At 71.2% G+C, this 16,046-nt stretch carries 17 protein-coding genes; 9 read left to right on the top strand and 8 right to left on the bottom strand.

Translation table 11 applies throughout. The features are described 5' to 3' along the window. Positions 1-37: 37 nt before the first annotated feature. Positions 38-1,153, bottom strand: coding sequence for a DUF5937 family protein (locus AB0436_RS26775; protein WP_366470540.1), 1,116 nt, complete (start codon positions 1,151-1,153; stop codon positions 38-40). A gap of 105 nt (positions 1,154-1,258) precedes the next feature. Between AB0436_RS26775 and AB0436_RS26770 the strand changes: the two genes are divergently transcribed. Continuing rightward, a complete protein-coding gene (locus tag AB0436_RS26770) occupies positions 1,259-1,477 on the top strand; it encodes a hypothetical protein (protein WP_366470495.1) in 219 nt (72 codons plus the stop codon). Positions 1,478-1,523: 46 nt separating this feature from the next. On the opposite strand, the gene AB0436_RS26765 is transcribed toward AB0436_RS26770, so the two are convergent. Further along, positions 1,524-2,201, bottom strand: coding sequence for a response regulator transcription factor (locus AB0436_RS26765; protein WP_366470494.1), 678 nt, complete (start codon positions 2,199-2,201; stop codon positions 1,524-1,526). A gap of 55 nt (positions 2,202-2,256) precedes the next feature. After that, positions 2,257-3,456, bottom strand: coding sequence for a sensor histidine kinase (locus AB0436_RS26760; protein WP_366470493.1), 1,200 nt, complete (start codon positions 3,454-3,456; stop codon positions 2,257-2,259). Between the two features lie 96 nt (positions 3,457-3,552). On the opposite strand from AB0436_RS26760, the gene AB0436_RS26755 reads away from it, so the two are divergent. Beyond that, positions 3,553-4,530 (top strand): SAM-dependent methyltransferase, encoded by a 978-nt coding sequence (locus AB0436_RS26755; RefSeq protein ID WP_366470492.1) that lies wholly within the window; start codon positions 3,553-3,555, stop codon positions 4,528-4,530. Next, entirely contained in the window at positions 4,527-5,669 is a 1,143-nt protein-coding gene (locus AB0436_RS26750) for an NADH-quinone oxidoreductase subunit D (protein WP_366470491.1), read from the top strand. The genes AB0436_RS26755 and AB0436_RS26750 overlap by 4 nt, the downstream gene beginning before the upstream one ends. Before the next feature lie 17 nt (positions 5,670-5,686). Here the strand turns inward: AB0436_RS26750 and AB0436_RS26745 are convergent, their stop codons facing one another. Beyond that, a complete protein-coding gene (locus tag AB0436_RS26745; protein ID WP_366470490.1) occupies positions 5,687-6,823 on the bottom strand; it encodes a hypothetical protein in 1,137 nt (378 codons plus the stop codon). A gap of 163 nt (positions 6,824-6,986) precedes the next feature. Then, positions 6,987-8,099 carry an alpha/beta hydrolase-fold protein gene (locus AB0436_RS26740; protein WP_366470489.1) on the bottom strand — a complete coding sequence of 371 codons (1,113 nt, stop codon included), beginning with the start codon at positions 8,097-8,099 and terminating at the stop codon, positions 6,987-6,989. A gap of 194 nt (positions 8,100-8,293) precedes the next feature. On the opposite strand from AB0436_RS26740, the gene AB0436_RS26735 reads away from it, so the two are divergent. The 6 genes from AB0436_RS26735 (at position 8,294) to AB0436_RS26710 (ending at position 13,217) form a co-directional block, all read left to right on the top strand. Next, positions 8,294-10,126 carry a phosphatidylglycerol lysyltransferase domain-containing protein gene (locus AB0436_RS26735; RefSeq protein WP_366470488.1) on the top strand — a complete coding sequence of 611 codons (1,833 nt, stop codon included), beginning with the start codon at positions 8,294-8,296 and terminating at the stop codon, positions 10,124-10,126. A 71-nt stretch (positions 10,127-10,197) separates the two neighbouring features. Beyond that, a complete protein-coding gene (gene folP / locus AB0436_RS26730) occupies positions 10,198-11,058 on the top strand; it encodes a dihydropteroate synthase (RefSeq protein ID WP_366470487.1) in 861 nt (286 codons plus the stop codon). Next, positions 11,055-11,510 carry a nuclear transport factor 2 family protein gene (locus AB0436_RS26725; RefSeq protein ID WP_366470486.1) on the top strand — a complete coding sequence of 152 codons (456 nt, stop codon included), beginning with the start codon at positions 11,055-11,057 and terminating at the stop codon, positions 11,508-11,510. The genes folP and AB0436_RS26725 overlap by 4 nt, the downstream gene beginning before the upstream one ends. Before the next feature lie 191 nt (positions 11,511-11,701). Next, the gene (folB, locus tag AB0436_RS26720) at positions 11,702-12,061 is read left to right on the top strand and encodes a dihydroneopterin aldolase (protein WP_366470485.1); all 360 of its coding nucleotides are present in this window, start codon (positions 11,702-11,704) and stop codon (positions 12,059-12,061) included. Continuing rightward, entirely contained in the window at positions 12,058-12,669 is a 612-nt protein-coding gene (gene folK / locus AB0436_RS26715; protein ID WP_366470484.1) for a 2-amino-4-hydroxy-6-hydroxymethyldihydropteridine diphosphokinase, read from the top strand. The genes folB and folK overlap by 4 nt, the downstream gene beginning before the upstream one ends. Before the next feature lie 62 nt (positions 12,670-12,731). After that, positions 12,732-13,217, top strand: a complete 486-nt coding sequence (locus AB0436_RS26710) for a DUF3180 domain-containing protein (protein WP_366470483.1) — start codon at positions 12,732-12,734, stop codon at positions 13,215-13,217. Here AB0436_RS26710 and AB0436_RS26705 read toward each other — a convergent pair whose 3' ends face one another. Genes AB0436_RS26705 through AB0436_RS26695 form a run of 3 tightly spaced genes read right to left on the bottom strand, consistent with a single transcriptional unit; the run spans position 13,218 to position 16,026 of the window. Continuing rightward, entirely contained in the window at positions 13,218-13,829 is a 612-nt protein-coding gene (locus AB0436_RS26705) for a hypothetical protein (RefSeq protein WP_366470482.1), read from the bottom strand. Then, a complete protein-coding gene (locus AB0436_RS26700) occupies positions 13,826-15,340 on the bottom strand; it encodes a HAMP domain-containing sensor histidine kinase (protein WP_366470481.1) in 1,515 nt (504 codons plus the stop codon). The genes AB0436_RS26705 and AB0436_RS26700 overlap by 4 nt, the downstream gene beginning before the upstream one ends. After that, complete coding sequence (locus AB0436_RS26695) at positions 15,337-16,026, bottom strand: response regulator transcription factor (protein ID WP_366470480.1); 690 nt, start codon at positions 16,024-16,026, stop codon at positions 15,337-15,339. Before AB0436_RS26695 ends, AB0436_RS26700 begins: the two co-directional genes overlap by 4 nt. Positions 16,027-16,046 lie beyond the last annotated feature (20 nt).

Here is a 16,046-nt window from a genome sequence, read left to right as displayed (position 1 = left end):
GCTGCTGCGCGTCGCGGGCCGACGGCCGGGGGCTCGGTCACCTCAGCACCCCCTCCAGGAAGTCACTGCCGAGCCGGGCCACCACGGTGAGGTCCAGCTGGTGCAGCACATACCGCCCGCGGCGCCTGGTGGTGAGCAGGCCGGCCCGCTTCAGCACGGCCAGATGGCGGGAGACCTCCGGGGCGGATATGCCGTAGGTGTCGGCCAGTTCGCCGGTGGTCTGCGCGGAGCGGGCCAGGCTCCGGCACAGCCGCAGCCGCATCGGATGGGCGAGTGCTTCCAGCCGCAGCTTCAGCAGCTCGACGGAGGCCGGTGACGGCAGGTCGGGGGCGGCGACCGGATACTGGATCACCGGGCGCCAGTCCGGGCGGTGCAGCACCAGCAGGTGCGGCCAGCCGAAGCTGGACGGGACGAAGGTGAGCCCGTCCCCGGCAGGTGAGCCCGTCGCCGTCGTGCTGCCGTCGGCCAGCTTGTCGACCCGGATACGGGTGCCCGAACCGTCCAGCGAGAGCGCGGCGGAGACCTCCGCCATCGCATCGCCGAGGCCCTTGTGCCGCAGGATCTCGCTCTTGTGCCGGGCGTCGGCGGCCAGCTGGACCCGCACCCGCCGCCAGGTGTCTCCGAAGAACGCCTGGTCGCAGTCCTCGAAGAGGCGCCGGATCCAGGCCCGCACGGTGACCGGGTCGTTCAGCAGCCGCTCGGTGAAGTCGTACTGCTTGGGCCCGCGCGCTGCCGCGAGATCCATCGCCCGGGCACGCGTCGCGGTGTCGACGAGCGGGGACGGGCCGCCCCTGTCGTAGGCGACGGAGCAGGTGAACTCGAGGGCCAGCGCGACGAATTCGGCGTCCGGCAGCAGATCGAGCAGATCCAGGTCCTCGGCGAGCGTCGTTCCGGGGCCGGTGCCGCCGCCACGGCGCACACCCGCGAACGGCATGAAGATGTCGGAGAAGGTGCTGAGCCAGAGGAAGTCCGCCTCGTGGAGCCGATCCGCCAGGTCCGGCTTGAGCGAGGCGGCCGTCGCCGTCGCCCAGCCGTGCAGCCCCGGGTGGTGCCCCGGCTCGCCCAGCACGTGCAGCGCGTTGCCCAGTTCGGCCAGCGGCGACAGCGCGAAGCCGATCCGCTCCGGCGGCAGGCCGGTGATGTCGATGTGCACGCTCATGGCCCCATGGTGCCCGCCGCCACCGACAATGCGGCCGCCGATTGACGGCCCTCGTCAAACGACGCGCCACCGGGCGGGCGCGGTGCGCAGAGTGAGCTCATGAACGCGAACCGGCAGCACATGATCGATGTCTACCGCTCGGCTCAGCGCGGGGAGATCGCCCCGCCGATGCCCGGGCTCCACGACTGGGACGCGGTACGGGAGATACGGGATCACCACCGCGCCACCCGCCGGCGGCGGCCGGGGCCGCTGCGCAGGGCGCTGACGCGGATCCTCGCCGCGGCCCGGGGCGGTTCCGCCGCCCGCCCCTGCGCCTGACCTCGGCCTCCCCGTACCTTCTCCGTGGCTGCTCCGTCGTAGCGTCTCAGTGCGATCCGGAGCCGCCGGCCCGCACCAGGCCGGTCTCGTAGGCCATGACCACCACCTGGACCCGGTCCCGCAGCTCGAGTTTGGTGAGGATGCGGCCGACATGGGTCTTCACGGTGGCCTCGGACAGCACCAGATGGGCCGCGATCTCGCCGTTCGACATGCCGTGCGCGACCAGCAGCATGACCTCACGCTCGCGTTCGGTGAGCCGTTCGATCTCCTTGTGCTCCGGGTCGACGACCGTGCTCGGCAGCATCGGCGAGAAACGGTCGAGCAGTCGCCGGGTCGTGGACGGGGCGACCACCGCGTCGCCGCTGTGCACCGAGCGGATCGCACCGAGCAGTTCGCCCGGCGGCACGTCCTTGAGCATGAAGCCGCTGGCGCCGGCCTTCAGCCCGGAGAAGGCGTACTCGTCCAGGTCGAAGGTGGTCAGGATCAGCACCTTGGGGGCCGCCGGCCGCGCGCAGATCTGCCGGGTCGCCTCGACGCCGTCGAGTCGCGGCATGCGTACGTCCATCAGCACCACATCGACCGCCGTCGCCCGGAGGATGTCGATGGCCTCCGCACCGTCGCCCGCCTCGGCGACGACCTCCATGTCCGGCTGGGCGGCGAGCACCATCCGGAAACCGGTGCGCAGCAGCACCTGGTCGTCGACGAGCATCACGCGGATCGCCATCGTGTACCTGTTCCTTTCTGATGATCGGACCGTTGGGCCGGGCAGCCCGCACAGGCTAGTGGGCGGGCTTGAGCGGGAGCAGTGCGCTGATCCGGAACCCGCCACCGGGTCTGGGCCCCGCGTCGAGCGTCCCGCCGACCATCCCGATGCGCTCCCGCATCCCGATCAGGCCGTGTCCCTGGCCGTCCGCGCCGCCGTCCTCGTACAGCTCGTGGGCGGCGCCCCGGCCGTCGTCCTCGACGAGCAGCCCGAGACCGTCGTCGAAATAGACCAGCCGCACGCTGGCACCCACGTCCGGACCGCCGTGCTTGCGGGAGTTGGTCAGGGCTTCCTGCACGATGCGGTACGCGGTGAGCTCGACGCCACTGGGCAGCGGGCGCGGCGTCCCCTCGACCTGGAAGTCCACCGCCAGGCCCGCCGTCCTGACGTGCTCGACCAGCTCCTTGATCTGCTCCACATCGGGCTGCGGCACGTACTCGCCGCTCTCCCGCGCGTCACCGGTCCGCAGCACGCCCAGCAGTCTGCGCATCTCGGCCAGCGCCTGCCGGCCGGTGGACGAGATGGTCTCCAGCGCCTGTTTGGCCTGGTCGGGCGCCGCGTCCAGCACGTAGGCTGCGCCGTCCGCCTGCACCACCATCACCGAGACGTTGTGGGCGACGACGTCGTGCAGTTCCCTGGCGATCCGGGCCCGCTCCCCCGCGACCGCCACCTTGGCCTGGGCCTCGCGCTCCTTCTCCAGCCGGGCCGCCCGCTCCTCCAGCTGCGCGAGATAGGCGCGGCGGGTACGCATCGAGTCGCCGAGCACCCAGGCAAGAATGAACGGCACGGTCAGCACCACCGCCAGGAACACCTCCTGCGGCCGGCTCTGGGTCCCCTCGGACGGCCAGCGCACCTGCGCCAGCGTGCCCGCGCACACCGCGCCGGCCAGGGCGAGCCGGGAGGCCCAGCGCTTCCCGTCGGCGGCGCAGGTGTAGATCAGCACCAGCATGGCGAAGTCGGCAGGCGACGGTTTCACGTCGAGGGCCAGCTGCACCACGCCCATCAGCGCGACGAGCACCAGCATCCGCTCCGGCGCACGCCGGCGCAGCGCGACCGCGGTGCACAGGCCGATGAGGACGGGGATGCCCGCGATGTGCTCGGACCCGCCGACGGGCCCAGCCGCGTACTGCACGCCGGAGACCCCGAGGAGGAAGACGGCCCAGAAGCTGTCGACCCAGGTCGGGTGTCTGCGGATGAAGGCGTAGAGGCGCTGCACGTAACCCAGCGTAGGGAAGGAGAACAGGTGCCTGGGTCAACCGAAGGGCCGATCCGGTCACCCGGTGCCTACTCCCCAAGGTGGAGACTTGCCCCCGTGACTGATGAGTGGCGCGGGTGGCGTGAGGCGGCGGAGGCCGCGCTGTACGGGGCGGGCGGCTTCTATCTGCGCCCGGAGGGGCCGGCCGGACACTTCCGTACCTCGGTGCACGCCTCCCCGCTCTTCGCCTCCGCGGTCGCCCGGCTGCTGACCGGTCTCTCCCTCCCGGAACCGACCCTGGTCGACCTGGGGGCGGGCCGCGGCGAGCTGCTGACCGGGGTACTGGCCGCGCTCCCCGCGTCCTTCCCGGTACGGGCGTACGCCGTCGAGCGGGCGGCCCGTCCGGCCGGCCTGGACGAGCGGATCGTCTGGTGCGCGGCGCCGCCGGCCGGGGTGCGGGGGCTGCTCTTCGCCAACGAGTGGCTGGACAACGTGCCGGTGGACGTCGCGGAAGTGGATGAGGCGGGTACCGCGCGCTACGTCCAGGTACGGACCTCGGACGGCGCGGAACGCCTGGCCGAGCCGGTGACCGGGGCGGACGCGGCCTGGCTCGACCGCTGGTGGCCACTGCGCGGGCCCGGTCTCCGAGCGGAGATCGGCCGCCCGCGCGACGAGGCGTGGGCGGCGGCCGTCGGCACACTCGACGTCGGTCTGGCGGTCGCCGCCGACTACAGCCACACGCACGGCTCGCGCCCGCCCTTCGGCACGCTCACCGGGTTCCGGGGCGGCCGGGAGGTGCGGCCGGTGCCGGACGGCAGCTGTGACATCACCGCGCATGTGGCGCTGGACGCCTGCGCGCTGCCGGGTGCGGAGCTGCTGACGCAGCGGGACGCCCTGCGCCGCCTCGGTGTCAGCGGCGCCCGCCCACCGCTGACCCTGGCGTCCTCGGACCCGGCAGCCTACGTCCGCGCCCTGTCGGCGGCGGGTGAGGCGGCGGAGCTGCTGGGCCGGGGCGGGCTGGGGGACTTCGGATGGCTGCTCCAGCGGGTGGGGGCCCGATGCTTGCCGGCCCGGTCAGGGATACTGGCCGTATGACGGAGACCACGGTCGGCATCGGCGGTGCCGCGGAGACCACCGACATGGTGCTCAACATCGGCCCCCAGCACCCCTCGACGCACGGCGTGCTCCGCCTGCGCCTGGTCCTGGACGGCGAACGCGTCCAGCACGCCGAACCGGTCATCGGCTACATGCACCGCGGCGCCGAGAAACTCTTCGAGGCCCGCGACTACCGCCAGATCATCATGCTGGCCAACCGCCACGACTGGCTCTCCGCCTTCTCCAACGAGCTGGGCGTCGTGATGGCTGTCGAGCGCATGCTCGGTATGGAGGTGCCCGAGCGGGCCGTCTGGACGCGTACGCTGCTCGCCGAGCTGAACCGGGTGCTCAACCACCTGATGTTCCTCGGCTCGTACCCCCTCGAACTCGGCGGCATCACCCCGGTGTTCCATGCCTTCCGCGAGCGGGAGGAGATCCAGACGGTGATGGAGGAGGTGTCCGGCGGCCGGATGCACTACATGTTCAACCGGGTCGGCGGCCTCAAGGAGGACCTCCCGGCGGGCTGGCTCGGCCGGGCGCGGGACGCCGTGGCCGATGTCCGTTCGCGGATGGACGTGTACGACGACCTGGTCCTCGGCAACGAGATCTTCCGCGGCCGTACCCGCGGCGTGGGCGTCCTCTCCCGGGAGGCGGTGCACGCGTACGGCGTCAGCGGGCCCATCGCCCGCGGCTCGGGCGTCGACTTCGATCTGCGCCGCGACGAGCCGTACCTCGCGTACGGCGAGCTGCAGGACACCCTCGAGGTGGTCACCCGTACGGAGGGCGACTGCCTGGCCCGCTTCGAGGTGCTGCTCGGGCAGACGCACAATGCGCTCGACCTGGCCGACGCCTGCCTCGACCGACTGGCCGGGCTGCCTCCAGGGCCGATCAACCAGCGGCTGCCGAAAGTGCTCAAGGCCCCCGAGGGCCACACGTACGCCTGGACCGAGAATCCGCTCGGGATCAACGGTTACTACCTGGTGTCCAAGGGCGAGAAGACGCCGTACCGGTTGAAGCTCCGCTCGGCGTCGTTCAACAACATCCAGGCGCTGACCGAGCTGCTGCCGGGCACGCTGGTCGCCGACATGGTGGCGATCCTGGGGTCGCTCTTCTTCGTCGTCGGCGACATCGACAAGTAGCGCGAGCGGCCCGCGGGTCAGGAGATCGCGCTGCGCAGTCCCGCCACGTCGATCTGTTCCGTCTCGTCGTGCGCGGTGAGGTCGATGACCTCTCCGGCCTCGTGCGCGGCGGCGTTCGTCCGGGCCGCCTCGGCCTCCGCCTCGAGCGCGGCCGCGGCCTTGTGCGCCTCGATCGCCTCCGCACCCACCACGTCCGCGAGATCCTCGTGCTGCACGGACTCCAGCTGTGCGGGCTCCAGCCGGGCACGTACGGGTGCGGCGGCCGCCTTCTGCATGCCGAAGAAGTCGAACCGGCCTTCCGGTCGGCGCGCCCTGGCCTGCTGTGCGGTGTACGGGACGACGGCCGTCGCCGGGACGTTGCGCGGTACGGGGAGGGCGGACGACGGGCGGGTGTGCTCGCCGACGGCCGCCTCGGGCTTCCCCGGCTTTCCCTCCGGCTCCGCCGCCTCCTGGGGTGCCTGCGGCTGGTTCCGGTGGTCCTGGTTCCGGTCGGCCTGCTGCTGGGCGTTCTTCCGGTCGGCCTGCTTCTGCCGCGCCTGCTTCAGCTGCTCCAGCTTTTCCTGCTGCTGCTGCCGCTCCCGCTGTTCACGCTGGAAGGCGGCGTTGCGGGGCAGTGCGTCGAGAGCCTGCGCGGCCCTCGCGTACACGGACGGCGTCAGCCGGGAGCTCGCCGCCGGCAACGCGGCCCGCGGCGGGGCGGCCGCCTCTATGGCGAGCAGCCTACGGCCCTCGAGGGCGCTGGCCCGCTCGGTCTCGGCGGTGGCGTACCGCCGCAGCAGTCCGGCGTGCTCACCGCGCAGCGCGGCCAGTTCGATCCGCTTGGACCGGAGCTTCGACTCCAGCTTGGCGCGCAGCGCGCGCGACTCCTCGAGGTCGCCCTCCAGTTCGGCCAGTTGTTCCTCGGCCTTCCACTCGTCGCTCGTCCGAGCACGGATCAGGTCGGCGACCCGCCGCCCGGCGACCCGGTCCCAGCTGCGCATCAGCACCGCACCGGCGACAGCGGTCGCCGCGGCCGCCGCGACCAGGCAACGGAGCACCACGGGATCCGCGAACAGCCAGGCGCCGACGGCAAGAAGAAGCGACACACCGGCTACGGCCGAGGGCTGCAGAACCCGGTGCAGGGGTGGGGAATGGCGGTGGCGTCCACGTGGCATGGCGTGAAATTTACCGTGCGTGCGACCTGAATGGATGACCGCAGCGGGATTTGTTCCCCAGCGGTTACCTGCATTCCCGGACGCCGGTCGATGCGGATCTCTTCGTTGGTAAGCGGATGGCAAGCGGATCTCTCCGTCGCTGAGGAATGCGGCCGACGGATCGTCACCGGCCGGTGAGCCGGTTGCTCAGCCAGACCAGGCTCGCCGGTATCTCCCGGCGCCAGGTGTTGAAGTTGTGCCCACCGCTCTTCAGCGTGATCGACGACGCCCGGGTGGGCGCCCGTACCGTGTCCAGGAACTGCTGGGTGGAGCGGTAGTTCTTCTCGCCGTGCCGACTCGTGGTGACCAGCAGCGAGGTCCGCGGCGCGGGCCCGTGCGCCAGGCTCCACAACAGATCGGCGTGGTGCCTCCCCCGTACGCTGCCGTGGAACAGACCACCGGTCGTCGGGTCCTCGGCCGCCCGATAGTAGGCGGAGAGGCCCACCGCCGCGCCGTACACGTCCGGATGGTGGATGGCCAGCTTCAGCGCGCAGTAGCCGCCCGTCGAATCCCCGATGAAACCCAGGCTCCGGGGGCCGGTACCGAGCCGGTAGGAGGACCGCAGTGCGGTCGGCACGTCATCGGCGAAGAACGTCTCCGTCTGCGGCCCGCCCGGTACGTCCACGCATTCGGTGTCCCGTGGCGGGGCAACGGTCGGGCGCAGCATCACCAGCACCATGGGGCGCATCCGGCCGGCCCTCACCTGGTCGTAGACGGTTTTGGGGTAACGCAGTCCTTTGACCAGGTTCTCCGCGGTGCCTGGATATCCGGTGAGCACCACAGCTGCCGGAAAAGTTCGCCTGGCGTACGCCGGCCGGAAGTACTCCGGCGGTAGATAGACGTAGGCCGAACTGGCTATTTCGGATTTCTGTCCGCGGATCACGATCTGCTGGATCCGGCCGCCGACCTCGGGGCGTGCACCGCCGGGCACATCCATCCGCCGCTCCGCCACCACCCGCACGTCCTTGCCGCCCGCCGCGTGGTCGACGACCACCCCCGGCGCCTGTTCCCGGCCGAAGAGATCGGCCCAGGAGGCGTAGAACAGAAATGAGTTGTTGGCCATCAGCCCCACGGTGACGAACACCGCCACCTGGGTGGCGAGCAGCAGGCCGATCCGGCCGGTTATCGCGGGCCCGCTGCGCCGGGCGAGGCGCGGCCAGAGCCAGATGGTCGCGACGAAGGAGGCGACGGCCAGCGCGGCTGCCAGCGCCAGGACCTTGTGACTGGTGAGACCCATGGTTTGCCGAGCTTTCTGCCGTGAGATTTTCCCTGGGGCGGATGAACCCGCCTCCCCGAAGCGTCGTCCTAGTGGGCACAAAATGTCCGGATGCTACGCCGAATGCGGCGTCGGACGGACGAAGACGTGTCGACGAAGACGTGTTGACGCGAGACCTGTTCACGCAAAAACGTGTTGTGGAGCCGTAGGAAGCGATGTCTGTGCCGGTAGATGGGGATAAGTCACGAATGGTTCCTGATCGTGTCCGGCGGATCTTCCGCGGGCCCCGCCCCGAGTCGGTGCCCACGCTGATCGGTACGGCCTGCACGGTGGTCGGCCTGCTCGACGCCGCAGGCGGCGTCTTCCCCCGCTTCCGGCACAGCAGGATGCACGCCGTCGCCGAGGTGCTCCCCGGCACGCTCGGCCCGTTCACCGCGGCTCTCGCGCTCTGCTCGGGCCTGATGCTCCTGCTGCTGGCGCACGGCCTCAAACGGCGTAAACGCAGGGCCTGGCGGGCCGCCGTCGTGCTGCTGCCGGTGGCCGCCGTGACGCAGTTCGTCTACCGCCATTCGGTCGTCGGGATGCTCATCTCCGTGGTGCTGCTGGTGCTGCTGGTGCGTCACCGCGGCGAGTTCGCCGCGCTTCCCGATCCGCGCAGCCGCTGGCGGGCACTGGCGAACTTCGTTCTGCTCAGCGCCGGTTCGCTGGGGCTCGGCCTGGTCATCGTCAGCGTCCACCCGGGGCGGGTCGTCGGCAGCCCGAGCATCGTCGACCGGCTTCAGCATGTGCTGTTCGGGCTCGTCGGCTTCGAGGGGCCGGTGGAGTACGCGGGCGACACATCCTGGACCGTCGGCTATTCGCTCGGCTCGCTGGGACTGCTCACCGCGGTCAGCACCATCTATCTGGCCTTCCGTCCGGAACACCCGGCGGCGCAGCTCACCGACGAGGACGAGAAGCAGCTGCGCGCCCTTTTGACGAAACACGGCGACCGCGACTCGCTCGGCCACTTCGCGCTGCGCCGTGACAAGGGCGTCGTCTTCTCCCCCAGCGCCAAGGCCGCCGTCTGCTACCGGGTGGTCTCCGGGGTGATGCTCGCCAGCGGCGATCCCATCGGCGATGTGGAGGCGTGGCCCGGCGCCATCGAGCGCTTCATGGATGAGGCCAAGGCGCACTCCTGGACACCCGCCGTCATGGGCTGCAGCGAGACCGGCGGCGAGGTCTGGACCCGGGAGACCGGCCTCGACGCCATCGAGCTCGGCGACGAGGCGGTGGTGGATGTGGCGGATTTCTCCCTGGCCGGGCGGGCCATGCGCAACGTGCGCCAGATGGTGAAGCGCATCGAGCGAAGTGGTTACGAAACCCGGGTCCGGCGCGTCCGTGATGTCGGAGAGACCGAACTGGAGCGGATCAGAGCGGCCGCGGCGGCCTGGCGCGGCACCGACACCGAGCGCGGCTTCTCGATGGCGCTCGGCCGGATCGGGGACCCCGGTGACGGCGACTGCGTGATCGCCACCGCGCACAAGTCCGATGATCCCGACTCACCCTTCGGCGACCTGAAAGCGATCATCCACTTCGTCCCGTGGGGCGCCGACGGCATGTCCCTGGAGCTCATGCGCCGCGACCGCGCCGCCGACCCGGGCATGAACGAACTCCTCATCGTCGCGTCCCTGCAGACGGCGCCCCAGCTCGGCATCGAGCGGGTGTCGCTCAACTTCGCGATGTTCCGCTCGGCGCTGGCCCGCGGTGAGAAGCTCGGCGCGGGCCCGGTGCTGCGGGGGTGGCGGGCGCTGCTGGTCTTCCTCTCCCGCTGGTTCCAGATCGAGTCCCTCTACAAGTTCAACGCGAAGTTCCGGCCCCGGTGGGAACCGCGGTTCGTGGTCTTCCGCAACACCAGCGACCTGCCGCGGATCGGTCTCGCCGCGATGCAGGCGGAGGGGTTCGTGAATCTGGGGCTGCCGTGGCCGCTACCACTGCGGCGGCGGGCGGCGGCGGCGCGGCCCTGTACGCATCTGACCGGCAGCCGGGAGAGCGACGCACGGGCGGTGTGAGGAGCGGGCTTCGCGGCACGGGCGCCCTCCGGTGGCATTTCTGGCCCGGTCCACGGGCCTAGGCTGGAGCCATGAGTACGTTGGACGGCCGAGGCCACGTCGCAGGGCTCCCCGGGTGGGACCGCTGCGCGGTCATGGGCGTCGTGAATGTGACGCCCGACTCCTTCTCCGACGGTGGTCGCTGGTTCGACACCACCGCCGCCATCAAGCACGGCCTCGACCTTGTCGCAGCGGGCGCGGACCTGGTCGACGTGGGCGGTGAGTCCACCCGCCCCGGCGCCAGCCGGGTGGACGCGGACGAAGAGCTCCGCCGCGTCCAGCCCGTCGTACGGGGACTCGTCTCCGAAGGCGTCACCGTTTCCGTCGACACCATGCGTGCCACCGTCGCCGAGCAGGCGGTGGCGGCCGGCGCGAAGCTGGTCAACGACGTCAGCGGCGGCCTCGCCGACCCCGCCATGCTGCCGGCGGTCGCCGCCGCCGGGGCGCCCTTCGTGGTGATGCACTGGCGCGGCTTCAGCGATTCGATGGCCACGCGTGCGGTGTACCGGGACGTGGTCGCCGAGGTCGTCGCCGAACTGCGCGACCGGGTGGCGGCCGCCGTGGCGGGCGGCATCGCGCCGGACCGGATCGTGGTCGACCCCGGTCTCGGCTTCGCCAAGGAGGCCGAGCACGATCTGGCCCTCGTGGCGCACCTGCGCGAGCTCCGTGCGCTGGGCCATCCGCTGCTGGTCGCCGCCTCCCGTAAACGCTTTCTGGGCCGGGTGCTCGCAAGGGAGGGTGCGGGACCACCGCCGGCCCGCGAACGGGACGCCGCCACCGCGGCGATCTCCGCGCTCGCCGCCTACGAGGGCGCCTGGGCGGTCCGCGTCCACGAAGTGCGCGCGACGGCCGACGCGGTCCGGGTGGCCCGGGCCGTCGAGGGGGCCGCATGACGGCGAGCACCGAGATCGAAGAGATCGAGCTCGCCAACACGGCCTTCTACGAAACGATGGAACGGGGCGACTTCGACGAGCTGTCCGCGCTGTGGCTGGAGGACGAGATCTCCTGCGTCCACCCCGGCTGGCCGGTGCTCTCGGGGCGCGGTGAAGTGCTCAGGTCGTACGCGCTGATCATGGCGAACACCGAGTACATCCAGTTCTTCCTGACCGATGTGAAGGTCAACGTGCTGGCCGACACCGCCGTGGTCACCTGCACCGAGAACATCCTCAGCGGCGGCCCCGCCGAGGAGAGCGGCGAACTGGGTCCGCTGGTCGGGCAGCTCGTGGTCGCCACCAACGTCTTCCGCAGGACACCCGACGGCTGGAAACTCTGGTTGCATCACGGATCGCCGGTGCTCGCCGAGTCAGGCGAGGAAGGCGACGACGACGAGGAAACACCCGCCTGAGTGGGGACCTGCCCCGACAGGGTTCGGACCTGGGAGGTGCGGGTAGGGGCGATTACCACCCGCCCCGAAACCTGTCCATAGCCCCCATCGGCGGGCGTTGTCAGCACCCGCAGGTAGATTCGAATGAGGGAGCCGTACCGACCGCACTCGGCGCCGGCCTGCCCTTCCGACGAACAGCAGGAGTGATTCGCGTGGATCGTGTCGCGCTGCGCGGCCTCAAGGCCCGTGGGCACCATGGCGTCTTCCCCCGGGAACGCGAGGAAGGCCAGACCTTCATCGTGGATCTGGTGCTCGGCCTGGACACCCGCCCGGCGGCGGCGGACGACGACCTGACGAAGACCGTGCACTACGGCGTGGTCGCGGAGGATGTCGTCGACGTCGTCAAGGGCGAGCCGGTCGACCTGATCGAGACGCTCGCCGAACGGATCGCTCAGCAGTGCCTCAAGCACCAAGGAGTCGAGGAGGTCGAGGTGGTCGTGCACAAGCCGGATGCCCCGATCACCGTGCCCTTCGACGACGTGACCATCACCATCACCCGGAGCCGAGTATGACCGTGTTTTCCAGTGGGGCGCAGAGCGACCCGACCGTGCAGCCGGTGCCCGCCTCCGTCGTCGCGCAGGTGGACGCGGCGGATGTGACGCTGTCCAACCCGAAACACGCCGTGATCTCCCTGGGCGCCAACCTGGGCAATCGCCTGGAGACCCTGCAGGGGGCGATCGACGCCCTGGAGGACACCCCCGGACTGCGGGTCAAGGCGGTGTCCCCGGTCTACGAGACGGAACCCTGGGGCGTGGACCCCGGCTCGCAGCCCTCGTACTTCAACGCCGTGGTCCTGGTGAAGACCACCCTGCCGCCGTCCTCCCTGCTGGAGCGCGGCCAGGCCATCGAAGAGGCCTTCGACCGGGTCCGCGAGGAACACTGGGGGCCGCGGACCATCGACGTGGACATCCTGGCGTACGCCGATGTGATCTCCGACGATCCGCTGCTCACCCTGCCGCACCCGCGCGCCCACCAGCGGGCCTTCGTGCTGGTGCCGTGGCACGACGTGGACCCGCACGCCGAACTGCCCGGCCGCGGCCGGGTCGCCGAGCTGCTCACCGCCGTCGGCAAGGAGGGCGTGCTGCCACGTGCCGATCTGGAACTCTGCCTGCCGGACTAGTCGTTAGCCTGAGGGACGGAGGCGACGGTCGGTCCAGCGGTCTAGGGGAAGAGCAGAGTTACGTGAAACAACTACGGCTGGGAGTGCTGGCCGGTCTGTTCGTCGTCGCCGGGGTGCTGTCCTGGGCGGGTGCCCGGCTCTGGGGCTCGGTCGGCAGCCTGCCCGGCGTGCCGTTGGCCGCCCCCATCGTGCTGGCGGTGATCGCGGTGGTCCTGCTCGCCACCGCGCTCGCGCTGCGCGCCCGGCTGCGCGCCCAGCGCGAGCGGCGCCCCGGCGCGAGGGGCGTGGACCCGCTGATGGCCGCCCGCGCGGTGGTCTTCGGCCAGGCCAGCGCGCTGGTCGCCTCGCTGGTCTGCGGGATGTACGGCGGCACCGGGGTCTACCTGCTCGGTTACCTGGACGATCCGGCCCGCCGTGACCAGGCGATCTACGCGGGGTTCTCGGTGCTTGCGGGGATCGCGGTGGTCGCCGCGGCCTTCTTCCTGGAACGCGTCTGCAAGCTCCCCGACGACGAGGACAAGAACGACGGCCGCAGCGTGGCGGCGTAACTACGCAGCCCCGGAGCCCGTGGTGGCGACCGGCCGGGCAACGCCGGACGGGCAGCCGTCATCCTGCCGGATCGCCGTCCACCCGGGGCTGACCACGCGTACGGACAGGCGTAGCTGCACCGGCTCACTCACCCCTGGCGCCCGCTGGGCCCGTTCCTGCTGCTGGGCCCGTTCCTGCTGTTCTGTGTGGGCCGCCCGGGAAATGGTGCACACCAGCTGCTCCATGGCGAGCTCGTCGAGCCGGTCGACGGCGGTCCGGAACCGGACGACGACGGTGCCGTTCGCGTCCGTCGCGGACACAGTCGGCGCCGTGCCCGGCAGCCGGGTGGTGAGCCTTCCCGCTTCTGCCGCTGTGGGCCCGGCGAACAGCAGGCGGACGGCGGTGGCCACGTCCGTGGGACGAGTGCTCTGCCGGGGCGCCGCCACCAGATCGCTCGCGCTCGGGCCGTTCGCGTCCCGGCTGTCCGCGTTCAGGAGGTAGACGACCAGTTCGGGCGGCATCCCCGTCGCGGGCGCACCGGACTGGATCACCCCGGACGGTGGAACCCCGCAGCCCGCCAGCCACAGCAGGGCCCCGCACAGTCCGGCGCACGCCGGCCGGAGCCGCCTCATGACGGCTCCCCGTCGGCGTCGGGAGCCTGGGATCGCCGGCGCAGCGGCAGTGCCACGGAGAAGACCGAGCCGCCGCCCCCGGGCTGGTTGCGTGCGTGGATCCGGCCGCCGTGCAGGGAGACGTTCTCCGCGGTGATCGCCAGGCCCAGGCCGCTGCTCTCACTGCGGGCCCGGGTGGTGTCCGCCTTGTAGAAACGGTCGAAGATGTGCGGCAGCGCCGCCCGCGGTATGCCCGGCCCGCTGTCGGCCACCTCGATAACGGCCCACCCCTCTTCGTCCGCTCCGGCTCCGGTCTCCGTGCTGAGCTGCAGCGACACCGGCGGGGCACCGTGCCGAAGGGCGTTACCGACGAGATTGGCCACCACGATGTCCAGTCGGCGCGGGTCCACCGCGTTGCGTGGGCCGCCCTGGCCCGGCAACCGCAGGTCCACCCGGTCGAGCCAGCCACGGGCGGCGAGAGTGTGCCGTATCGAATCGGCCATGTCGATCTCGTCCAGCTGCAGTTGTGCGGCGCCGGCGTCGAAGCGGGAGATCTCCATCAGGTCCTCCACCAGCCGGCTCAGCCGCATGGTCTCTTCGCTGATGAGCCCCACGGCGTCCGCCGTCTCGCCCTCCAGGTGCACCACTTCGTCGTCCAGCACACCGGTGACCGCGGTCATCGCGGCCAGCGGCGTGCGCAGCTCATGGGACACATCCGCGACAAAACGCCGCGCCTGCGCCTCCAGGACCCGCAGTTGGGTCACCGACCGCTCCAGCGCGGCGGCCGTCTCGTTGAAGGAGCGGGAGAGATCGGCCAGTTCGTCGGAGCCGTTGACGGCGAGCCGGACGTCGAGGTGCCCCTCGGCCATCCGGCGGGTCGCCCGGCGCAGCGCGCGGACCGGCCGCAGCACTCCCCTGGCGGCGAGCAGCGCCAGCACGACGGCCAGGCCCAGCGCCGACCAGGCGGCGTGCTCGATGGCCGCGATCATCGCCCGCACATACGCCAGTTCCGTCTCCTGCGGGACCGCCAGGTACACCGTGAGACCGGAAAGGGTCGGCGGTGTGCCTTCGCTCACGTGGTAGACGACCGGCAGGCCCACCATGAGAAAGGGATGGCCTCCGCGCGTCACGCGCTGGAAGACGGCGGCCGGCTGCGTCCGCACCGACCGGCTGAGTTCGGCGGTCAGCGCGCCGAAGCGGTCCTGCGAGCCGGAGAACACCCGCAGTCCGCCGTAGGTGGCCATGACCCGCCACTGCCCGGCGGGATCGGCCCGTGCCACCTCGTTCACCAGAACCTTCAGATCCTGCTCGGTCGGCACCGAAGGCAGTCCTGGGGCCAGGCCGCCCACGGTGTCGCGGAACTGTCTGATGACGGTGTCCTGACTCTGCGTCAGCACACCGGTGCGGGCCTCCCGGAAGGCAAGAGCCCCGGTGCTCAGGGCGCTGACCACGGCCACCAGCGCGAAGGCCACCACGAGCCGCAACCGCAGTCCGCTCAGGACGGGCCGGGCTTTCGCCAGGACCGCCCTCACGAGGAACGGAAGCAGTAGCCGAAGCCTCGCACCGTCTGGACGTAACCCGGGTCACCGCCCAGTTCGCCGAGCTTGCCGCGCAGCCGTTTGACGCAGGCGTCCACCAGCCGGATGTCGCCGTGGTAGCTGTGTTCCCAGACCGCCTCCAGCAGTTGCTGACGGCTCAGCACCTGCCCGGGAGCGGCGGACAGCGTCAGCAGCAGCCGCAGTTCCGAGGGGGCGAGAGCGACCGGCATGCCGTGCAAGGACACCACCAGCCCTGCCCGGTCGATGGTCAGCGAGCCATGGGTTTCCACTCGGGGCCGCAACGCATCGGAGGCCGGAGCGTCGAGCCTGCGCAGCAGGGCCCGTATGCGGGCGTCGAGCACCCGGGCCTGCACCGGCTTGACGACGTAGTCGTCGGCGCCGGCTTCCAGCCCGACGACCACATCCACATCATCGCCCCGGGCGGTCACGATGATGATCGGCACCTGGTCGCGTTCGCGTATGCGCCGACAGACGTCCAGTCCCGGGATGCCCGGCAGCATGAGGTCGAGCACCACGACGTCCGGACGGAAGGCGCGCAGGTTTTCCAGCCCCTCTTCGCCGGTGCCGGCGGCGAAGACGTCGTGCCCCTGATGCCGCAGGGCAAGCTGGACGCCCTTGCGCACCGCAGGGTCGTCTTCGACGAGCAGGACGCGGGACATGCGATAAGTATGCCTATTGC

It is taken from the genome of Streptomyces sp. NPDC051322, from assembly GCF_040689485.1.
In the GTDB taxonomy this organism is placed as follows: domain Bacteria; phylum Actinomycetota; class Actinomycetes; order Streptomycetales; family Streptomycetaceae; genus Streptomyces.
The sequence above is the reverse complement of the archived record's forward strand: the minus strand, read 5'-3'. Positions and strand labels throughout refer to the sequence as shown.

Coding starts and splice junctions, on each gene's coding strand:
- AB0436_RS26770 (WP_366470495.1), top strand. CDS start 1,259: ATGAACGCGAACCGGCAGCACATGATCGATGTCTACCGCTCGGCTCAG.
- AB0436_RS26765 (WP_366470494.1), bottom strand. CDS start 2,201: ATGGCGATCCGCGTGATGCTCGTCGACGACCAGGTGCTGCTGCGCACC.
- AB0436_RS26750 (WP_366470491.1), top strand. CDS start 4,527: ATGACGGAGACCACGGTCGGCATCGGCGGTGCCGCGGAGACCACCGAC.
- AB0436_RS26745 (WP_366470490.1), bottom strand. CDS start 6,823: ATGCCACGTGGACGCCACCGCCATTCCCCACCCCTGCACCGGGTTCTG.
- AB0436_RS26740 (WP_366470489.1), bottom strand. CDS start 8,099: ATGGGTCTCACCAGTCACAAGGTCCTGGCGCTGGCAGCCGCGCTGGCC.
- AB0436_RS26735 (WP_366470488.1), top strand. CDS start 8,294: ATGTCTGTGCCGGTAGATGGGGATAAGTCACGAATGGTTCCTGATCGT.
- folP (WP_366470487.1), top strand. CDS start 10,198: ATGAGTACGTTGGACGGCCGAGGCCACGTCGCAGGGCTCCCCGGGTGG.
- AB0436_RS26725 (WP_366470486.1), top strand. CDS start 11,055: ATGACGGCGAGCACCGAGATCGAAGAGATCGAGCTCGCCAACACGGCC.
- folK (WP_366470484.1), top strand. CDS start 12,058: ATGACCGTGTTTTCCAGTGGGGCGCAGAGCGACCCGACCGTGCAGCCG.
- AB0436_RS26705 (WP_366470482.1), bottom strand. CDS start 13,829: ATGAGGCGGCTCCGGCCGGCGTGCGCCGGACTGTGCGGGGCCCTGCTG.
- AB0436_RS26695 (WP_366470480.1), bottom strand. CDS start 16,026: ATGTCCCGCGTCCTGCTCGTCGAAGACGACCCTGCGGTGCGCAAGGGC.